We start from the raw sequence: 17,899 nt of genomic DNA on the forward strand, positions 1-17,899 counted from the left end.
AGACCTGATCGTGTAAAAGGGTCAGTTTCTGGCCCTTTTCGTTGATTTGAATACTGAAACCCGTTGGTTATATCTTCAATAGAAACTTAACGATTTTTCGGGTCCGTTCGCTATAAAGCGCAGGTGTAAAGAATGAGCCTGCTGCGCGCTTACCAACCTCTGCAAGGGTTGGATAGGCTGATATCATGCCCGCCATATCCCGCATTTTAAAGCCTTTTGAGAGCGCAAGCTGCCATGTTTGAATAAGTTCACCTGCGCTTGCGCCGACAATACCAGCGCCGAGGATCTTACCTTTTTTGTCGACAACAACCTTGATCAAACCTTTGGTTAACAGCTCAGCGCGGGCACGATCATTTTCGGCGTATTCCCATGTGATCGCTTTGATACTTTCACCAAATTTTTCCCGTGCTTGTGCTTCCGTCAGGCCAACCTGCGATAGTTCCGGGTCGGTATAGGTTACCCAAGGTACTGCAGCATAGTTTGCTTTCGCAGGCAGTTTGAACAGAATATTCTGGATAATAATGCCTGCATCATATCCGGCAACATGGGTGAACATCAAACCACCTTTAACGTCGCCAATGGCAAAAATACGTTTGTTTGATGTGCGCAGGCGCGCATCCACCTCAATACCCCGGTTACTGTATTTCACACCAGCAGCCTCTAGGCCAATATTATCCACATTTGGCGCGCGTCCAGCAGCGATCAGAAGGTGTGATCCCTTTATTTCCTCACCGCCAGATAGCTTAATGGTAATGCCACCAGTTTTGCCTGAAACACTTTCGATATCAACACCTTCACGGATATCAATGCCTTCATCGCGCAGACTATCGAGTACGATTTTTGTTAGCTCCGGGTCATCCTTTGGCATGGCTTGAAATTTCTCAAGCACGGTTACCTTAGCACCTAAGCGTTTGTGCGCTTCTGCCATCTCGAGGCCAATTGGGCCTGCACCAACAACAATCAAATGATCTGGACACACCGTATTATCGAAAATTTCTTCGTTCGTGAGATAATCAGTATCCTCAATACCGGGAATAGGGGGAACGGCCGCCCGCGATCCGGTCGCAATCACAAACTTTTTTGCCTGTATACGCTTACCGCCAGCCTCAACCTCGTTTGGTCCTGTGAATTTTGCGGCAGCTTCGATAACATTCACACCCAAACTTTCAAAGCGTTCAACGCTGTCGTGGGGTTCGATGCCTTTAATTACGTTTTTGACGTGTGCGTTGGCGGCGGCGAAATCAATTTCGGGTTCAACAGGTTTGATACCGTATGGTGCGCCGCTTCGCATCGCTTCGGCGCGCTTGCCGGCAGCCAACAGCGCTTTTGATGGAACACAGCCAGTGTTCAAACAGTCGCCGCCCATTTTGTGCTTTTCAATCAAAACAACTTCCGCACCCATTTGAACAGCACCAGCCGCAACCGAGAGGCCGCCAGAGCCAGCACCAATAACACAAATATCTGTTTTAATGATTTCAGTCATGATTATGTCCCGTGATTATGCACCGTTTTCAGATGGTTCTGCGGTGTCTTCGCCTTTAATTTTTTTATAGATGATTGGCACGAGCGATAAGACCACAAGACCAATGATAGGGCCAATAATTTCTGGCTGTAGCAAAATGCCAGCGCCAATATTTTCTGATTCTGTAATCGATGAGAATCCAGCACCTACGCTTGCAAATACAAATGTACCGGGCATGATACCAAAGAATGTCGCGATTACGTAACTTTTGGCAGGTACCCTAAACGCTGCCGCCGCCAGATTCACCACAAAGAACGGGAACAAGGGAACAAGGCGAAGAATGAACATATAGCTCATGGCGTCTTTGGCGAAACCCTCTTCAAGGTTTTTCATTTTTTCACCGCCAAGCTTCGCTAGTGTATCACCAGCAGCTTCACGGCCAGCATAGAAAATAATTGTCGCACCGATGGTGGCACCAACAACAACAGCAATACCACCATATAATGTACCAAGGATAAACCCAGATAGCAGGGTGAATATAGAGCCGACGGGCGCAGATATCGCCGTTGCAATTGCATAAATTACAACAACCGCCAACATCGCAAGAACAAGGTTATCCCGCGCAAATTCTTTCAATGTGCTTTGGTTCTCTGCAATTGCATCGACCGTAAAGTATTCGTTCAAGCCGGTCGCAAAGAAAGCGATAAGGGCAATCACAATGATCCCAATTGGAAGGAAGCGTTTCCAAGCAGGCTTAGCGGCTGCCGTGCTTTCGTGTTCTGTTGGCGTTGTCATATGTTTTTCCTGTTTTATCGCGAAAGTATCCTCGAACCACCCTTAGTGATTATTATTTTACAGTGTTCAGGTTCCAGTCGTAATCATGGTCGCTGATACGGTTCACTTTTTCTAATTTGGCTTTTTTATCGCCTTCAGCATACTTTTTAAGGTGTTCAATCACACTTTTGTCGTCGCCGCCAAAATCGTCTTTGAACCAGCTATAGATAGACGAAACTTCAATGCGATTACCACTAATCTTTTGAATACCGCGGTCGCTGTTAATAAAGATACGGGCGCTTTCTTCCAGCAAATGTTCCATATTTTCCGCAGTCCATGCACGATTAACAAGGTTCGGGCAGCCATAAGACGCACAGTTTACACTATAGTGTGTACGGGGATCATTCCAAATAGGGCGCAGAATGCCATGCTCGATGTTATCAAGGGTAATGTCTTTGTCTTCTACAACAAAAATATCATCTTTCCACGGTCCAAGGTTAAAGAGGCCACCGTTAATTTTACGGATAGACGATACAGGATATTCATCGATAACCAGGTTTACAGTGATAGCATTGTACGCATTGATCCAGTATGCGCGCTGTTCTTCGCGGTTCAGATCCGTTACTTTAATGTCAGACAAGGCATCCAGATAATTTTCTAGTGCTTCTTTGTCTTCAGCACTGACACCTCCATAATCAAACAGGTTCAAACCAGCGTCGGTTGTTTGGATATATTTCTGAAGAATGCGGTCCCAAACACTATGGTCCACAATTTGTGTGGAATTTGGATTGTGTGCTGTCCAATATTCAATAGCTTTAGGGCCAGACTGTGCTGATGCAACATCCCAGGTCAGGAGGATCATGCAGGCTGCATAGGCAAAGTGTGTCAGTTTCATAACATTTCCCGTCTTGTCATCACTATAGTTTACTGCTTACTAAGTAGGTTACTGCATCTCATATATCCAGACACACATTTCTAACATTCGAGTGACCATTTGGTTATTAATTGGCCAAAAAGCGTTAGATTTTGTTGAAGTTAAACTGTTACCGATAGCATTGAAATGTTTATCGCTTGAGTTAAAGTCTGGAATGCTTTACCGACCAAGGCTGAAGTTGACCTAGAAACTAATAAAATATCGCTTCTTTTAATACCAGTTTACTGCCGACATAAAAGTATAAATATGAGTCATCACGAACCAACATTGGTATTGTTTTTCAAGCGTCCGAAACTCGGATTTGGGAAGCAACGGCTAGCTGCCTCAATCGGGCCTGAAAAAGCATACCAAATTGCTGAATGCCTTCTTTTATGCGCAACCGAAGATATGAAAACATGGGAAGGGCGATGTGTTTTTGCGGTTGAAGCACGCGATGATCTGGATTGGGCAAGCGCGCTTTTGAGGCGCGAAATGGCTGGCAGCCAATTTGACCTGATAGCACAAAGTGAAGGCAACCTCGGCGAACGGTTGAACCATGTGGACCACTATGTGCGGGATAAGGGGGCGAAGCATGTCTATTTTATAGGTTCGGACGCACCGATTTTATCCCCAAAATTCTATCAGTTTATATTCAGTCAAGTTTCTGATTACGATATAACGCTTGCGTCTTCGGATGATGGTGGTGTTACGCTGATGGGGGGCAGGAAGCCATGGCCGGATATGATCGGATTACCCTGGAGCACGGATAGTTTAGGTGATGAATTGCGCAGCCTGTGTGAAGAAAAGCACCTTTCTGTTAAGGTTCTTGACGGACACTATGACATCGATACTCTGACTGACCTGAAGCGCTGTATTGATGATTTAAGAGGGGACAATCGCCCTCAGCGGAAGCGATTATGCAAAGTGTTTGATGAACTTAATCTCGTGGGGCATGGCTAAGTGACAGCGAAATTAAGTATCATAATTCCCTGCTACCGCGATGAAGAGGCGCTGACAGAATTGCTGCCAACATTAAAGCAATTAAGTGCTAGCTGTGAATTGTTGGATGGTACTGAGATCATTGTTGTTGATGGTGCGTCTTCTCGTGATTGTAAATCGATTGTTGAGGCCGCAGGCGGAATTTACCTTTCGGAGGACGCAAACAGGGGAAAACAAATCCTTAGCGGCGTGAAGGTAGCATCCGGCAATATATTCTGGTTCCTTCATGCTGATGTTACCTTGGATACTTCGAGTGTTGATGAAATATCAAAAAAATATGCAGACGGCGTTCGCGCGGGGTATTTCAAATTTGCATTTTCGGGGCCAAAGACGAGCATCAAGCGGTTTTTAGCCTATTGGGTAAACCTGAGGTCAAGAATAGGTGGGATTGCCTACGGTGATCAGGGCCTTTTCATTGACGCTGAAACATACTTTAAGGCAGGTGGTCATGCCCCATTGCCTCTGTTTGAAGAAGCCCGGTTGATGCGAAGGCTGAAACGCGGTGGATTGCTTGTTCCCTTGGCATTGGAAATATACGTGAATTCGCGGCGCTGGGAACGGGACGGATTTATTAAAAGAACGCTGTCCAATCGCATATTTGCGCTTCTATATGCGCTTGGTTTTTCCGCTGAACGTATTTCAGGATGGTATCGAACATCCTCAACATCGCAGAACAGTGATTTGCATTGAGGGTTATAAATACTATTAAGGTTCGCACATAAGGTTCATAAAGCCACTTATAGAGAAAAGGTTACTATTCACATGCATGATAAGGTTCAAGAATACTACGGAAAGGTGCTGCAAAACTCGGACGATTTGCAAACAGACGCATGTTGTACTGAAGCCAGCATGCCTGATTTTCTAAAACCTGTTCTCTCTGAAATTCATGATGAAGTGATGATGCGCTATTATGGCTGCGGATTGATTGCACCTGAGGCACTGGAGGGGCTTTCGATCCTTGATCTTGGGTCAGGGTCAGGGCGGGATGCTTATGCTCTTGCAAAGCTGGTTGGTGAAAATGGCCGTGTTGTCGGCGTTGATATGACAGACGAACAGTTGGAAGTTGCGAACCGTCATCTTGAGTATCACCGTGAGAAATTTGGGTATGCCAAGTCAAACGTAACGTTTCTGAAGGGGTATCTCGAAAACCTTGGTGATTTGGGTTTGGAAGAAGGCAGTTTTGACGTGATCGTTTCCAATTGCGTGATCAATTTGTGCGACGATAAAGAAGCGGTGCTTAAGGAAGCATTCCGTTTGTTGAAGCCGGGCGGGGAAATGTATTTCTCTGATGTATATTCTGATCGCCGCGTGCCAATTGAACTGACAAAAGACCCCATCCTTCACGGTGAATGCCTGAGCGGCGCATTATACTGGAATGATTTTCTGCATATTGCAAAGGCAAGCGGATTTGCCGATCCACGGTTAGTGACAGATCGCCCGCTTGGTATCAGTAATCCAGCGATCGCAGCCAAACTTGGAAATATTAATTTCTATTCCGCTACATACAGATTGTTTAAATTGCCCGACCTTGAACCAATGTGCGAAGACTACGGGCAAGCGGTAATTTATAAAGGCACGGTCGAGCACCAAAGCGATGCATTCGCGCTCGATGGCCATCATTACATGGAAAAAGGCCGGGTTTTCCCAGTTTGCGGAAACACATACCGTATGCTTTCTGAAACGCGCTTTAAGGAACATTTCGACTTTATCGGCGATTGGTCTACGCATTATGGGATTTTCCCCGGGTGTGGTACCAATATCCCGTTCGGCGAAAGTGATCCTTCCGCGTCGGTTTCTGGTGGATGTTGCTAAGGTCGAATAAGATACAGATGAAGGCACGCCGCTAAATTGAAGGGTTTTCAGGATGGATGGGTCGATCAAAACTGGTGGGTCTGATTTGGACAACTGGTTATACACCCCAAAGGGTGAAAAACGCGGTTATATTCAACCGCATGCGCTGAAGGAACTTTGGTTTCATACGGGTACAGCGTGTAATCTGGCATGCCCGTTTTGCCTTGAAGGATCAAAACCTGGTGATACCCGTTTGGGGCTTGTGAAATTTGAGGATGCAAAACCATTTATCGATGAAGCCCTCGCGATGGGGGTCGAGCAATTTTCCTTTACCGGCGGCGAACCCTTTATCGCCAAAGATATTGTAAAAATTCTTCTTTATGCTGCGCAGTTTAAACCTTGTATGGTGCTGACAAACGCGACGGCGCCTCTGTTATCAAGGCTTGCTCAGGTGGAAATGCTTCAGGAAACCAAATTCCCTGTGTCCTTCAGGGTAAGTCTGGATCATTATGAAGCCGAAAAACATGATGAAGGCCGCGGCAAAGGCAGTTTTGATTCCGCAGTTATCGGTATTCGGGCCCTTCTGGAACGCGGGTTTAATGTATCGATCGCGCGCCATATGACAGAGGGTGAAGACAGTGCTGCTGTTGATGCGATTTATCATGACCTTGTAGGTGATATGGGGTTTGATCAACCGCCCCGTATCGTTGCTTTTCCCGAGTTTAATACGCCGTTCAGCGAAGCAGATGTCCCGCAAATAACCGAAAATTGCATGACCGAATTTCATACCGAAGCGGGTCGGCGTGATTTTATGTGTGCCTTCTCTAAAATGGTTGTCAAAGAAGACGGTAAAATGCGGGTTTATGCCTGTACTCTGGTTGATGACAATAAGGATTATGACCTTGGTGGGTCATTGGATGAAGCAATGAAGGCACGGGTTATGCTTGGGCACCATCGTTGTTATAGCTGTTTTGCCTATGGCGCATCCTGTAGTGAAGCCTGAAAAACCGCCTGTTTGGACTAGTTCCCGTTTTAGAACCAATAAAGTAAGTTAGTACGGATTTGCTTTTTTAGCGTTTGGTATGGCTTTGGGTTCGCCGCGCAATAACTCGCGGGCTATGACATAGAGTATTTTGCTACCGGCATTGAAAACACCGCTAATCGTGCCGGAAATTTTTGATTTACCAAAAAGTCTGTCACGGTAGGGTACGTTGATTTCCAGGATATCAAGCCCGAGTTTGGCCGCACTAATTTGCATTTCAACCGTCCAACCAAAGTCTGGATCTTGCATGTTAAGCGAATTGAGTGCCTTTGGTGTTATCGCGCGGAACGGGCCTAAATCCGTATAATTGCTACCCCAAAATAAATTCATCAGCATGCAGGCAAAGGCATTTCCAAACCGCTGCGGGAAGGTAAGGGCATGGCGCGCAGCCTTATGCATACGGCTTCCAAGGGCCATGTCTGCTTTTGAATGAATGATGGGCTCACACAAGGTTTTGATCATGCTTGGGTCTTCACAGAAATCAGCGTCAAGAAAAACAATGATATCTGTTCTCGGCAGCGCTTTTATTCCTGTAAGGCAAGCTTGGCCATATCCCATAGTCGACTCTGATACTACTGCCGCGCCGCCAGCCTCCGCGAGTATTGCTGTATCGTCGCTAGAGCCGTTATCAACGACTAAGATATGGTCAACATACTCGGGTATCGCTTCAAGCAGCAGAGGAATTGTCTCAGCTTCATTGAGTGCAGGGATCAAAACCGAAATATGCTTGTCTTCAATCATACATATGCCTTTTACCAATTTGGTTACGTATATAATCGATCAGTAACCATAGAAGCGTTGGAAGGAATTCAAGCGGCACAATCAGGCGGTTGAATACATCCGGGTCATCTTCATTTAGGGACAAAGGATAGCGCAAATCATAGAGAGGCAAAGTAACGGTCAGTAACAATAACGGGCGCGATGGGTGAAGAGTAAGCCAAGGAATTAGCCAAATATAATACCAGGGATATCCTGTCGGTGACAATAAAAACAGGCTTGCGGTTAGTATAAGGATCGTCTGCGTAAGCATGTTCGTATCATGCGTTTGATCAACCGTTTTAGCATGTTTGAAGGTGCGAAGTACGATAACGCTTATTATAATAGCGCCTATCACCAGCCGCGATATAAAAGCCGCGTCATCCGTTATTGCCACGAAGACTGTTTCTAGCCAACTAAATAGAAACGCATTGACGTGCCAGTTTTGTGAGTATGTCACTAATCCAGCGTCACTATCAAATTTGGTAATAGCCTGTGGCAATAATAGAAACAGGGTTATCAATGCGAAGGGTATACTGGCGAGTATCAGTTTTTTAGGCGTTTTAATATAGTTTGCAAAAAATACCGGCGCCAGCATAAGTGGCCATATTTTTACGCCGACAGCACCTGCAAGCATACTACCTGCCATTGAGACACGCATTTTCACAAACAGAATCACCGCGCTTAGTAGAAACGGCAGCAGGATAATATCCATGTGCCCTGCATTCATTGTTTCTGTAATCACCAACGGATTTAGCCAGTAAATTGCGATTTGCCAACTTGGTTTCCTGAGGAGTTTCAAGAGCGTTATTGAAAGCCATAAAGTAGCAATTTCAAACATGAATAATAGGCCGCGCCATGTATCCAGGTGCCATGATTGAATATATTGACTAAGCGCGAAAAAAACCTGAGTCACTGGTGGGTATATGGTTCTAACATAAGGATAAGCAACTCTGCCGACAGGCCCTGTTTCGGCAATTTGTATTAGTGTGGGGTTTTTCGGTTCCGCTTCACTTGCGCTGTTCAAGTCCGCCTCGATTGTGGCTGGCAGGATGGGAGGGAGCGCATCTGAAGGCGAATGCTCGTAGGGGTTCAGGCCATTTATGGACATTTGGCCGTCAAAAAAATAGCGATAAAAATCGTCCTCATATATGGGGGTGGAACCGAACCAAATAATTCTAAGGAAAATTCCGAATAAAAGAATTGCTTTGAAGATACGTGATGTTGTTTGGGTTTTTGACAAGAAAAGCAAAGTAATGAAATAGCCGATTGCAGCCATCATCATTAAGCTAATGCCAAAAACAGTTGGTCGATCGAGCCAGTGAATTGAATAATCGAATGCGGAAGATATAAATCGCAGCGATAATAGCCCCGCTGCCATGAAAAACGCCCCAAACAGCAACTTGGCTAATGGTTGTTTTGCATGCATTCGATCAAGCCTTTTTGTCTACGCATAAGACCACAGAAATATATCTGTGGCCTTATTTATAAGGTTTTTCCTCAGCTGTTTATGTGACGCAGGCGCGGATTAGGGAGCGGGCTTAGCTACCGCCGCCGTATCCACCGCCGCCACCGCCGCCGCCACCGCCGCCGAAACCACCGCCGGCAGGCGCTTGTGCGCGTGGAACATATGCGTTTGATTTCCAGCTAAATCTATCTTTATAGATACCATCTGCTGCTGCAAGTTTCTTCTCAAGGCGTGGTTTTGCAAATGATTTCAGGTGTGCGAGCACGAGTTGATCATCGCCGTCAAAGAGGCTGGCTTTGTTCCATGTATAAAGACTGGAGACCTGAGCACCTTTCTTACTGACTTTGACATTCTTTGTTGAGTTGATGAACTTACGAGCGTTTTCCGCTAGCTGCGCTTTGACGGTTCTGCCAGTGAATGCCACTTTTCCAATAGATGGGCTACCTTGCGTACCGTAGCAGAGACCATAAAGGATTAGCGGATCTTTCCAGTTCGCAAAAAGAATTTCTTGTTCAATCTGCTCTAGCGATAGCTCTTGGCCTTCAACACTGAAAATCTTCTCAGACCATTTTGAACCGGGTTTGCCAGGGGTGCCGCGATATTTTTTGACCTTGCGGTATCCGCGCTTTTCTTCGGCAAGGAGCTTGATAACACCTATATTGTGCAAATTCAGCCAATATGCCAACTGCTCGTCCCTGTTTAAGGTCGAAACCTTAATGTTCTCCAGGTACCGGATATAGCTTTTTACATATGATAAAGTCTGACCTTTGATCGCTGAATAGGCGATTGTATCCTGCTTGCTATTACGAACAGATATGGCTTCCAGAATTGAAGTCATAGGCCGGTGTTCGACGCGGGCAGAAGAAGACGCGTCATATTTAGCCCAATGATTACTGCTTTCTTCAAATGCCATAACTGGTGAACCAGGCACGAGTGCGATAGATGAAAATAGACCTATTGCCAGGGCCGTTTTTAGATAGCGTTTTTTATGCGTATTGACGTTTAACATCATGTCCCTATTTCCCGATCAAAGTTGAACATGGGCTAAACAGTATGCATTCCGAAGAAAATAGAAATTAAACTCAGGCTCAAATTGCAGTGAGTTGTATGTGAACTTAGTTCTGTGATGAGATTTTATTAAAAAAACATGGATTTTTTAGATGGAGACACCGGAGGCCTTTAATTTATCAGAGAAAGTATGATTTTGTTAAGTTTCGTATAGCATTATGGCTTGAATTACTAATTAGAAGTTCTGGAATGGCTAATGGCTAAAGAATTGTTGCATTATGTATGGGTGAAGATGTGGGGTGGTCTTGTTATCGTGTTGACCTTAGGCCATCTGGTACACGCAGAAGATGACATTCGTATCATTTATTTCTCTAATATGCCTGAGGTGTCAGAGACGGATGAACGACCAGGGCTTGCCCGTGTTGCCGCATACATCAACCAAGCTCGTGATAAAAATGATAACAGTTTTGTAATTCATGGCGGCGATTCTTTATCACCCGCAGTCTTGTCATCGCTTGATCGCGGCGCCCATATGATTGATATCTTAAATATCGTTGAACCTGATGTTTTCGCTATTGCCAAACGTGAGTTTGCATACGGCGAAGATATGCTGATACAGCGCGCGGTAGAGGCGTTGTTTCCTTTTGTTTCGTCAAATACCGTAGATTTAAGAACAAACAGGCCCTTTAATACAGTTTCTCCCGGCGAATTATTTACAGTTAACGGAATTTCTATTGGGATTGTTGCCCTCACATCACCTGCTGTTTTAACGGACTATGGGGTTAAACGTACCAGCGTTTTAGATCCGTTTAAATCTGCGGTAGAACAATCAAAGAGATTACGGGAACAAGGCGCAGACCTGATCATCGTGACCGCGGACTTTGATGTTAGGGGTTTTAACGAAATGTTTTCCTCAGGCACGTTTGACCTCGTGATTGAGACCAGTTTCGACAAAACCGTTTCCCATAAGGTAGGTGATGCCTTTTATGTGCGGTCCATTGCTGATGGGCGCCAAATATTGGACATGACGGTGTCGATAGATCAGGAAGACGAAAGATATGTCATAAGTGATGTAAGAACGGTTATTCCTGACTTAAAGCAATATGAACCTGATGAGGATGTTTTATCTGCGATTGATCTTCATCTTGCCCCTCTTGAAGAGCTTTTAAATATGCCTATTGGAACGGTCGCCAGTGAATTAACAACTGATCGAGCCATGCTTCGCAGTGAGGAAAATGCGTTTGCAAACTTGCTTGCTGACAGTCTTAGGCTGAAGGTTGGCGCTGATGTGGCACTTATTAACGGTGGCAGTATTAGAGGGGACCGTGATTATTCAGTTGGCTATAAACTGACACGCCGTGATATGCAGGCTGAATTACCATTTAGGAATACAATTGCGCTTCTTGAGGTCACGGGTCAGCAAATTTGGGATGCGGTTGAACATGGTATTCCCTGCCGTCAAGATTATGATGGGTGTTTTCCACAAGTTTCAAACCTCGAAATCCGATACTCCTTATCAAAGGGGAAGGCTGTATCGGTTTCGTTGAACGGCGAACCCATTGATAAATCAAAACTGTATAAATTGGCCACAACCGACTATCTTTCGGGTGGTGGAGATGGGTATGAAATGCTTGCGTCCGCCAAAAAACTAGAAATTTCCGAAGGTGGTCAGTTAACACGAGAAGTTTTATCGCAATATGTTATTGATAAGGGGTCGATTAATTCGGTAATCGAAAATAGAATCGTTCTTGAACCGTGACACGAAACGAATAGCTTGGACCAATATTCGATAGAATAGTGATGCTTAAACATAATAATAAGATAGCTCAGCAAAATAACATACGCTTTTCCTCCAGCATCGTGGGAAAATTTTCCATTGGCATGCTCGTTTGGTTTGTCGTTATTGGTATTGTAGGAACGTACGGCGTTTTCAACGTAAAAAGCTTTCAAACTTCCCTATCGAATCTGACCAATGAAACCTTGCCCAATGCGGCAAATGTTTCGCGTTTGTCAACGGCAACGTCATCGTTAACCGGTACCGTTCGTAGGTTTGCCCTTGTTGATACGCAAATTCAACGAAGACTGGTATATAACGAAATAACCAGCCAGTTTGAAACGGTTGACGCATTGGCTTCCGGTCTCAGTGATCAAACCAACACGGCTGCGTTTGCAGGAATTTTGAGTGCGATTAACCAGCTCGTTGACCAGTTAAATCAACAAATCGAAAATCGCATTGTCGCTGAAGATGTAAGTAGTGAAATTGCAGGTCAGTTAAGTTCATTGCTGGACGATAGAATACAAAATTTTGAAAATGTTTCGGACCAGCAAAAAGTCCAAATACTCGCTTGGGAAAGTAGAGTGTCCGGCAGTATTGCTCTTGCAGTACAAAGTATCAATATCAGTCGTTTGCGGGCTATGCGTGTTTTACGCCGCAATGTAACACGACAGCTCGCAGGCCTTGAGGGACTGCGGTCTGGTTTGCCCACAAATATTATCCAGGATATGCGAGTTAAGGAACAACGCCTTGAAACTTTATTACTGGGCGAAGATGGATACTTTGAAAGTCTGGTTGAAGGATTAAAGCTAACAGCGCGTGTGCGTGGTTTGGAAAATCAAATTCTGACGTTGAACGAGGAAGTTACGAAACTTTCTGACGATGTCTTTCAAACCGCTGGGGCAGAAGTTACCAAAAGTGTACGGGTCGTTAATGCTGGTTTTGAAGAACAGTTAAATTATATTCTGATGACCGGGTTCTTAACGATTTTATCAATTGGTGCAGTAGCCTATATGGTGCATTCGCTTTTTGTGGCGAGGCTAAACCGCTTGAACAAAGAGGTTCAGGAATATAGCGAATTAGAAGACAATCTGATCACTATTTCTGGTAAAGATGAGATTACTGGTATCGCGAAGTCAATTAGCTCCTTCATCACGGAGATCGAAAATCAGCAACGTGAACTTAGGAAAGCAAAAGCAAAAGCTGAGGACGCGACAAAAGTTAAATCTGAATTCCTGGCAACGATGAGTCATGAGATTCGTACACCAATGAATGGTGTAGTTTCCATGACCCAAATGCTTTCAAAAACTGAATTGGATAATCAGCAAAAAGAGCTCGTGGAAATTGTTGAACAGTCTGCTGGTTCCTTGTTGACAATTATTAATGACATTCTCGATTTCTCACGTATCGAAGCCGGAAAGCTGGAGATCGAAGAGGTTGAATTTAATATACGGGAACTTGTTGCAAGCGTTTCAGCACTGTGCGGTGCTGACGCCTATGGTAAAGGGTTAGAACTTTTCTTTGATATTGCCCCTGATATTGAGAGCTATATTTTGGGCGACTCTACAAGAGTTCGTCAAATCCTTCTCAACCTGACCTCGAATGCGGTTAAATTTACCGAGAATGGTTATGTTAAGATTGATGTTTCTCTTGGGAAGGAAACCGGTAAAGGTATGCTTCACTTCCGAATAGAAGACACAGGCATAGGTATAAGTGAAGAAGCAATTCAACGTTTGTTCGTTGCTTTCGCCCAGGCTGATGGATCAACAGTTCGCCGTTTCGGCGGTTCAGGGTTGGGTCTTAGTATCTGTAAAAGGCTAGTTGATTTAATGGGCGGCGATATTGGCGTCGAAAGCACGGTGGGTACCGGGTCAGTTTTCTATTTTTCTATCCCGTTTCTTCCAGCAGAAAATCAGCTAGAAATTTTGCCGAAGGGATCATTACCCAAAAATATTTATGTTGCAGTTATGCATGAGCAAACAGAACATTTGATATCAAGTGCCCTTTCTAGTGTTTGTGAAAACCTGATCTTATTGGACGCAACAGCGCCGCAGTCTTGGAATGGCATGATCAGGCAAACGGGAGAAGGCGAATATCAGGATATCGTTCTTTTTGATCATGATATCGAGCATAATCCCGAGATTACTCCCTATCTCAAAGTGATGGCGAACGAATTTGATTTAAATGTTCTGGCACTTGCCCCGCGCTCTGCAATGACATCCTTGGATCATACCGATTGGGTGAACGGTGTTATTCCAAAGCCGCTTAATGCTTATCGCTTGTATGACCAGTTATTGTCGTATCGCCAGAACAATAAAATCGCAGACACTAACGAGGCCGAAGACCATAAGCCTTCAGGTGAAACGGAAGCTGTTAATACAAATGATAATCGTTCAATTTTGATTGCCGAAGACAACCCGATAAATCAGAAAGTTATCGCAACTACGTTAGATCATCTTGGTTATACATACACAATCGTGGCGGACGGCGTTGAAGCGTATGAAGAAGTTGAACGTAATCAATACGGCGTTGTTTTAACGGATTTTCATATGCCGCGGATGGACGGCATAATGTTAACAAAACTGCTCAAGGCACACGGTGATCAAGCCATCAATAGTTTACCCGTGGTTATGTTAACGGCTGACGCACAAGCTGATGCACAACAAGTGTGTATCAACGCCGGTGCTGATGGTTTTTTAACAAAACCGATTAATCTACAGGCATTGACTGCGGAATTGGATAAATGGCTATCAAAGGCAGGTACAGCGGCTTAAGTCATCCGGTAAGTTTGCAATCTAAGTTGAGATTTATATTATTTTACTCACTGAATTTTGCCGATTTCGCTTTGTCATCAGAAGCATTGAAAACAAGCGAAGTAACAGTTCCCTGATATTCAATATTAACTTGATTTTCTTGTTCAGGGTAAATGTCATGAAAAGTTAAGTCTTGTATGGTGATACTTGGGGGTATCTCTTTCACTGACGCCTCTTGATAGACATAAACATAATCGCCTTCCACTTCCGCCCCCAAGGGCGTCAGTTCAAGTTGACCGGATGGACTTTGAAAACTAAAAGTCTCCTCCATATAGAGGATCAGTTCCGCTTGGCCTTCTGGGTCAAAGGCTGTTGTGCTGGGGTCAGCGATTACGTTCCTTAGTGCTTGCTGTACATCATGCAAGTGCAGGCGGTGGGTAACTTCAAAATTCTTGTCGGATGCGATCCAGACCACGCTTGTAAGGCTGGAACTTGTTCTATGCGCCTGTGTGCTAGAAGTATAAGCAAATGTGGCCCCGAGAATACTCAGGGCCACACAGGTTGATAGTTTTGCAAATTTCATTGCTAGAAAGGTCCGTTACTAATTACTGAGCTGCGGCTAGGGGAACAGTTTCCTCGCCAGCGCTTGCTTTCTCAGCTTCTTTCTTAGCTTTTAGCTTTACAAGAAGGTCTGCCATCAGGTCACGGGCTTTTCTGTCAGATTTAAACAGTTTAAGGCGTGATGATGAAACCTTCTGTGGAAAGGTATTATTTCTGTGATCTGCATCAGCAATTTGATGAGCGCGGTCAACCTCCACGGAAACAACCTGTTTATCGCGGATATACATCTGAGTCACAAACTCAGCGTCGCGGCGCCACACCTCGGCAGGTACCATCATGTCTTCAGTAGAGCCATCCGCGAATGTTAAAGTGACCGGAAGTGGTGTCACCAAACCGCCAACGTTTTCATAATCAACGAAATAGATGAATTGATCGTCCTTGATCGCACGCTCTAACGCGCGTTTTTGCCAAGGTGTCAGGCCTTCCAGGTAGCTTTGATATGAATTCCGGTCCTTGTTGGATGTCGTGAAGCGATCGTTATCGTTATAAACGTCCTTCAAGGCGTCCCCGAAACCATCGATGTACATTTCAATGCCTTCGGCGCGGTTTCTAATCTGCTGAATAGCTTCCGGCTCGTTTGCAGCCGCTTCAGCACGTTTGATCGGGTTATCGATATCAGGATCACCTGTGAACACCTTATATTCGCGAACACTTGCTACACCCACATCAACATGATCAGTTGTATAGAACCAACCACGCCAGAACCAATCGAGGTCTACACCAGACGCATCTTCCATCGTGCGGAAGAAATCGCTTGGGGTTGGGCGCTTAAATTTCCAGCGATGTGAATATTCACGGAAGGCGTGGTCAAACAATTCGCGGCCCATCACTGTTTCCCGAAGAACGGTAAGTGCTGCAGCAGGTTTTGAATATGCGTTTGGCCCAAACTGAAGAATCGAATCTGACTGAGTCATAATCGGAACCTGATTCGAACTGCGCATATAGGTGGTGATGGTATCGAGAAGGTTTGTTTTACCTGCAAATGCCGGGTAATTTTCTTCCCATTCCAGCTCAGCAACATATTCGAGGAAGGTGTTCAGGCCTTCATCCATCCATGTCCACTGGCGCTCATCTGAGTTCACAACCATTGGGAAATAAATATGACCAACTTCGTGGATAATCACACCAATAAGGCCGTATTTAATGTTGCGCGTGTATGTGCGCTCATCAACATTATCCTGCTTGGTTGGGCGGTATCCATTGAATGTAATCATCGGATATTCCATACCGCCGCGTTCCCATGTGTTCACTGACTGTGCAGTTGGGTAAGGGTACGCGAATGACATTTTCGAATATACATTCATTGTATGGGCAACAGAATGGGTTGAATATTTAGACCAAATGGGTTCTGCCTCGTTCGGATAGAAAGACATCGCCATAACAAGCGGGTTCTTGTCGTCATCCTGCTTGTGGCCCATCGCGTCCCAGATAAACTTGCGCGATGAAGACCAAGCAAAATCGCGAACATTTTCAGCAACAAAGCGCCATGTTTTGGTACCTGTTGATTTCTCGGCTTCGTTCGCGGCCGCTTCTTCTGGTGTTACGATAAAGACAGGTTCTTTGGCGTTTTTCGCTTTGTCCAAACGGCTGCGTTGTTCAGCGGTTAACACATCGCGCGGGTTCTGAAGAACGCCTGTTCCAGACACGATATGATCTTCAGGGACTGTGATTGATACATCATAATCACCAAATTCAAGCGTGAACTCGCCGCGCCCCAAAAATGCTTTGTGCTGCCAACCTGTATAGTCGGTGAAGGCGGCCATGCGCGGGAACCACTGGGCTAGGAAATAGATATAGGTTTCATCATCTTCAAAGCGCTCGTAACCGCCGCGGCCACCAAGCGCAGCCTCTTCAATGATGTTATATTCCCAGTCGATTGAGAATGTGGTAGTTGCACCGCTTGCAAGCGGGGTAGGCAGGTCAATGCGCATCATTGTATCAACGATTGTGTGCGTTAGCGCGCCGCCATTTGAACGTTTTACAGCTGTGATTTTATAGCCGTGCTCTGTATCCGAGCGGGATTGATGGGCGCGAAGCTGATTATAGCTAAAGCGGTCGTTGCTACCTGCGGTGCGCGGCCGATTGTTGGCGCGCGATACTGTTGCAGAGCGCTGTTCGATAGAGCTTTGATTAAAGCGGTTCTGATCCAGTTGTACCCAGAGGTAGCGAAGCGTAGACGGGGAATTATTGGTATAGGTGATAGTTTCTGAACCAGTAATCCGTTTGTTGTTTTCGTCCAATGTCACATTGATTTTATAATCTGCTGACTGCTGCCAGTAGTTAGGCCCTGGTGCACCCGTTGCGTCACGGTATACGTTTGGTGTTGGTAGTTCGGTGCCAAGTTGTTTGAATTTTTTAGCGCCACTTCCAACTTCACCAGCCTGCACACTGAAACCTGTCAGGGCAACTGCAAACGCCGTAACTAAACCGCGCGCAATCGTTCCTGTTCTATTTTTGAACTGAAAAATCATCAGATTCTATCCCTTAGATACACTTTCCCAAAAATCTAATCAGCTTTGTGGCATGTTGGTTTCAGTT

14 protein-coding genes are annotated in these 17,899 nt (G+C 45.2%); 6 read left to right on the plus strand and 8 right to left on the minus strand.

Annotated elements, in window-relative coordinates:
- Nucleotides 1–67 precede the first annotated feature (67 nt).
- From KFF44_RS03175 to KFF44_RS03185, 3 genes are read right to left on the minus strand one after another with little or no spacing between them, the layout of a single operon-like run.
- A complete protein-coding gene (locus KFF44_RS03175) occupies nucleotides 68–1,483 on the minus strand; it encodes an NAD(P)/FAD-dependent oxidoreductase (protein WP_255937153.1) in 1,416 nt (471 codons plus the stop codon).
- A gap of 15 nt (nucleotides 1,484–1,498) precedes the next feature.
- Nucleotides 1,499–2,257 (minus strand): TVP38/TMEM64 family protein, encoded by a 759-nt coding sequence (locus KFF44_RS03180; RefSeq protein ID WP_255937155.1) that lies wholly within the window; start codon nucleotides 2,255–2,257, stop codon nucleotides 1,499–1,501.
- Nucleotides 2,258–2,309: 52 nt separating this feature from the next.
- Nucleotides 2,310–3,131 carry a DUF547 domain-containing protein gene (locus KFF44_RS03185; protein WP_255937158.1) on the minus strand — a complete coding sequence of 274 codons (822 nt, stop codon included), beginning with the start codon at nucleotides 3,129–3,131 and terminating at the stop codon, nucleotides 2,310–2,312.
- 285 nt (nucleotides 3,132–3,416) lie between these two features.
- Here KFF44_RS03185 and KFF44_RS03190 point away from each other — a divergent pair, with 285 nt between their 5' ends.
- The 4 genes from KFF44_RS03190 to KFF44_RS03205 all read left to right on the plus strand — a co-directional run bounded on the left by KFF44_RS03190 (nucleotide 3,417) and on the right by KFF44_RS03205 (nucleotide 6,942).
- On the plus strand, nucleotides 3,417–4,109 hold the full coding sequence (locus tag KFF44_RS03190) for a DUF2064 domain-containing protein (protein WP_255937160.1): 693 nt from the start codon (nucleotides 3,417–3,419) through the stop codon (nucleotides 4,107–4,109).
- Nucleotides 4,110–4,838: a TIGR04283 family arsenosugar biosynthesis glycosyltransferase gene (locus KFF44_RS03195; RefSeq protein ID WP_255937162.1), complete on the plus strand. Its 729-nt coding sequence runs from the start codon at nucleotides 4,110–4,112 to the stop codon at nucleotides 4,836–4,838. It begins immediately after the preceding gene.
- 72 nt (nucleotides 4,839–4,910) lie between these two features.
- The gene (locus KFF44_RS03200; protein ID WP_255937164.1) at nucleotides 4,911–5,960 is read left to right on the plus strand and encodes a methyltransferase domain-containing protein; all 1,050 of its coding nucleotides are present in this window, start codon (nucleotides 4,911–4,913) and stop codon (nucleotides 5,958–5,960) included.
- 52 nt (nucleotides 5,961–6,012) lie between these two features.
- The gene (locus tag KFF44_RS03205) at nucleotides 6,013–6,942 is read left to right on the plus strand and encodes a radical SAM protein (RefSeq protein ID WP_255937166.1); all 930 of its coding nucleotides are present in this window, start codon (nucleotides 6,013–6,015) and stop codon (nucleotides 6,940–6,942) included.
- A gap of 48 nt (nucleotides 6,943–6,990) precedes the next feature.
- On the opposite strand, the gene KFF44_RS03210 is transcribed toward KFF44_RS03205, so the two are convergent.
- From KFF44_RS03210 to KFF44_RS03220, 3 genes are all read right to left on the minus strand, one after another.
- Entirely contained in the window at nucleotides 6,991–7,722 is a 732-nt protein-coding gene (locus KFF44_RS03210) for a glycosyltransferase family 2 protein (protein ID WP_255937168.1), read from the minus strand.
- A complete protein-coding gene (locus KFF44_RS03215) occupies nucleotides 7,715–9,118 on the minus strand; it encodes a hypothetical protein (RefSeq protein WP_255937170.1) in 1,404 nt (467 codons plus the stop codon). Before KFF44_RS03215 ends, KFF44_RS03210 begins: the two co-directional genes overlap by 8 nt.
- 160 nt (nucleotides 9,119–9,278) lie before the next feature.
- On the minus strand, nucleotides 9,279–10,217 hold the full coding sequence (locus KFF44_RS03220; RefSeq protein WP_255937172.1) for a DUF547 domain-containing protein: 939 nt from the start codon (nucleotides 10,215–10,217) through the stop codon (nucleotides 9,279–9,281).
- Between the two features lie 252 nt (nucleotides 10,218–10,469).
- Here KFF44_RS03220 and KFF44_RS03225 point away from each other — a divergent pair, with 252 nt between their 5' ends.
- Entirely contained in the window at nucleotides 10,470–11,972 is a 1,503-nt protein-coding gene (locus KFF44_RS03225) for a bifunctional UDP-sugar hydrolase/5'-nucleotidase (RefSeq protein ID WP_255937174.1), read from the plus strand.
- Between the two features lie 122 nt (nucleotides 11,973–12,094).
- Complete coding sequence (locus KFF44_RS03230) at nucleotides 12,095–14,761, plus strand: ATP-binding protein (RefSeq protein ID WP_255937177.1); 2,667 nt, start codon at nucleotides 12,095–12,097, stop codon at nucleotides 14,759–14,761.
- Nucleotides 14,762–14,804: 43 nt separating this feature from the next.
- On the opposite strand, the gene KFF44_RS03235 is transcribed toward KFF44_RS03230, so the two are convergent.
- Together KFF44_RS03235 and KFF44_RS03240 are read right to left on the minus strand one after the other, a co-directional pair.
- A complete protein-coding gene (locus KFF44_RS03235) occupies nucleotides 14,805–15,323 on the minus strand; it encodes a DUF6702 family protein (protein ID WP_255937179.1) in 519 nt (172 codons plus the stop codon).
- Between the two features lie 22 nt (nucleotides 15,324–15,345).
- Complete coding sequence (locus KFF44_RS03240) at nucleotides 15,346–17,832, minus strand: M1 family metallopeptidase (protein ID WP_255937181.1); 2,487 nt, start codon at nucleotides 17,830–17,832, stop codon at nucleotides 15,346–15,348.
- Between the last annotated feature and the right edge of the window lie 67 nt (nucleotides 17,833–17,899).

The organism is Kordiimonas sp. SCSIO 12610 (genome assembly GCF_024398015.1).
Lineage (GTDB): Bacteria > Pseudomonadota > Alphaproteobacteria > Sphingomonadales > Kordiimonadaceae > CANLMI01.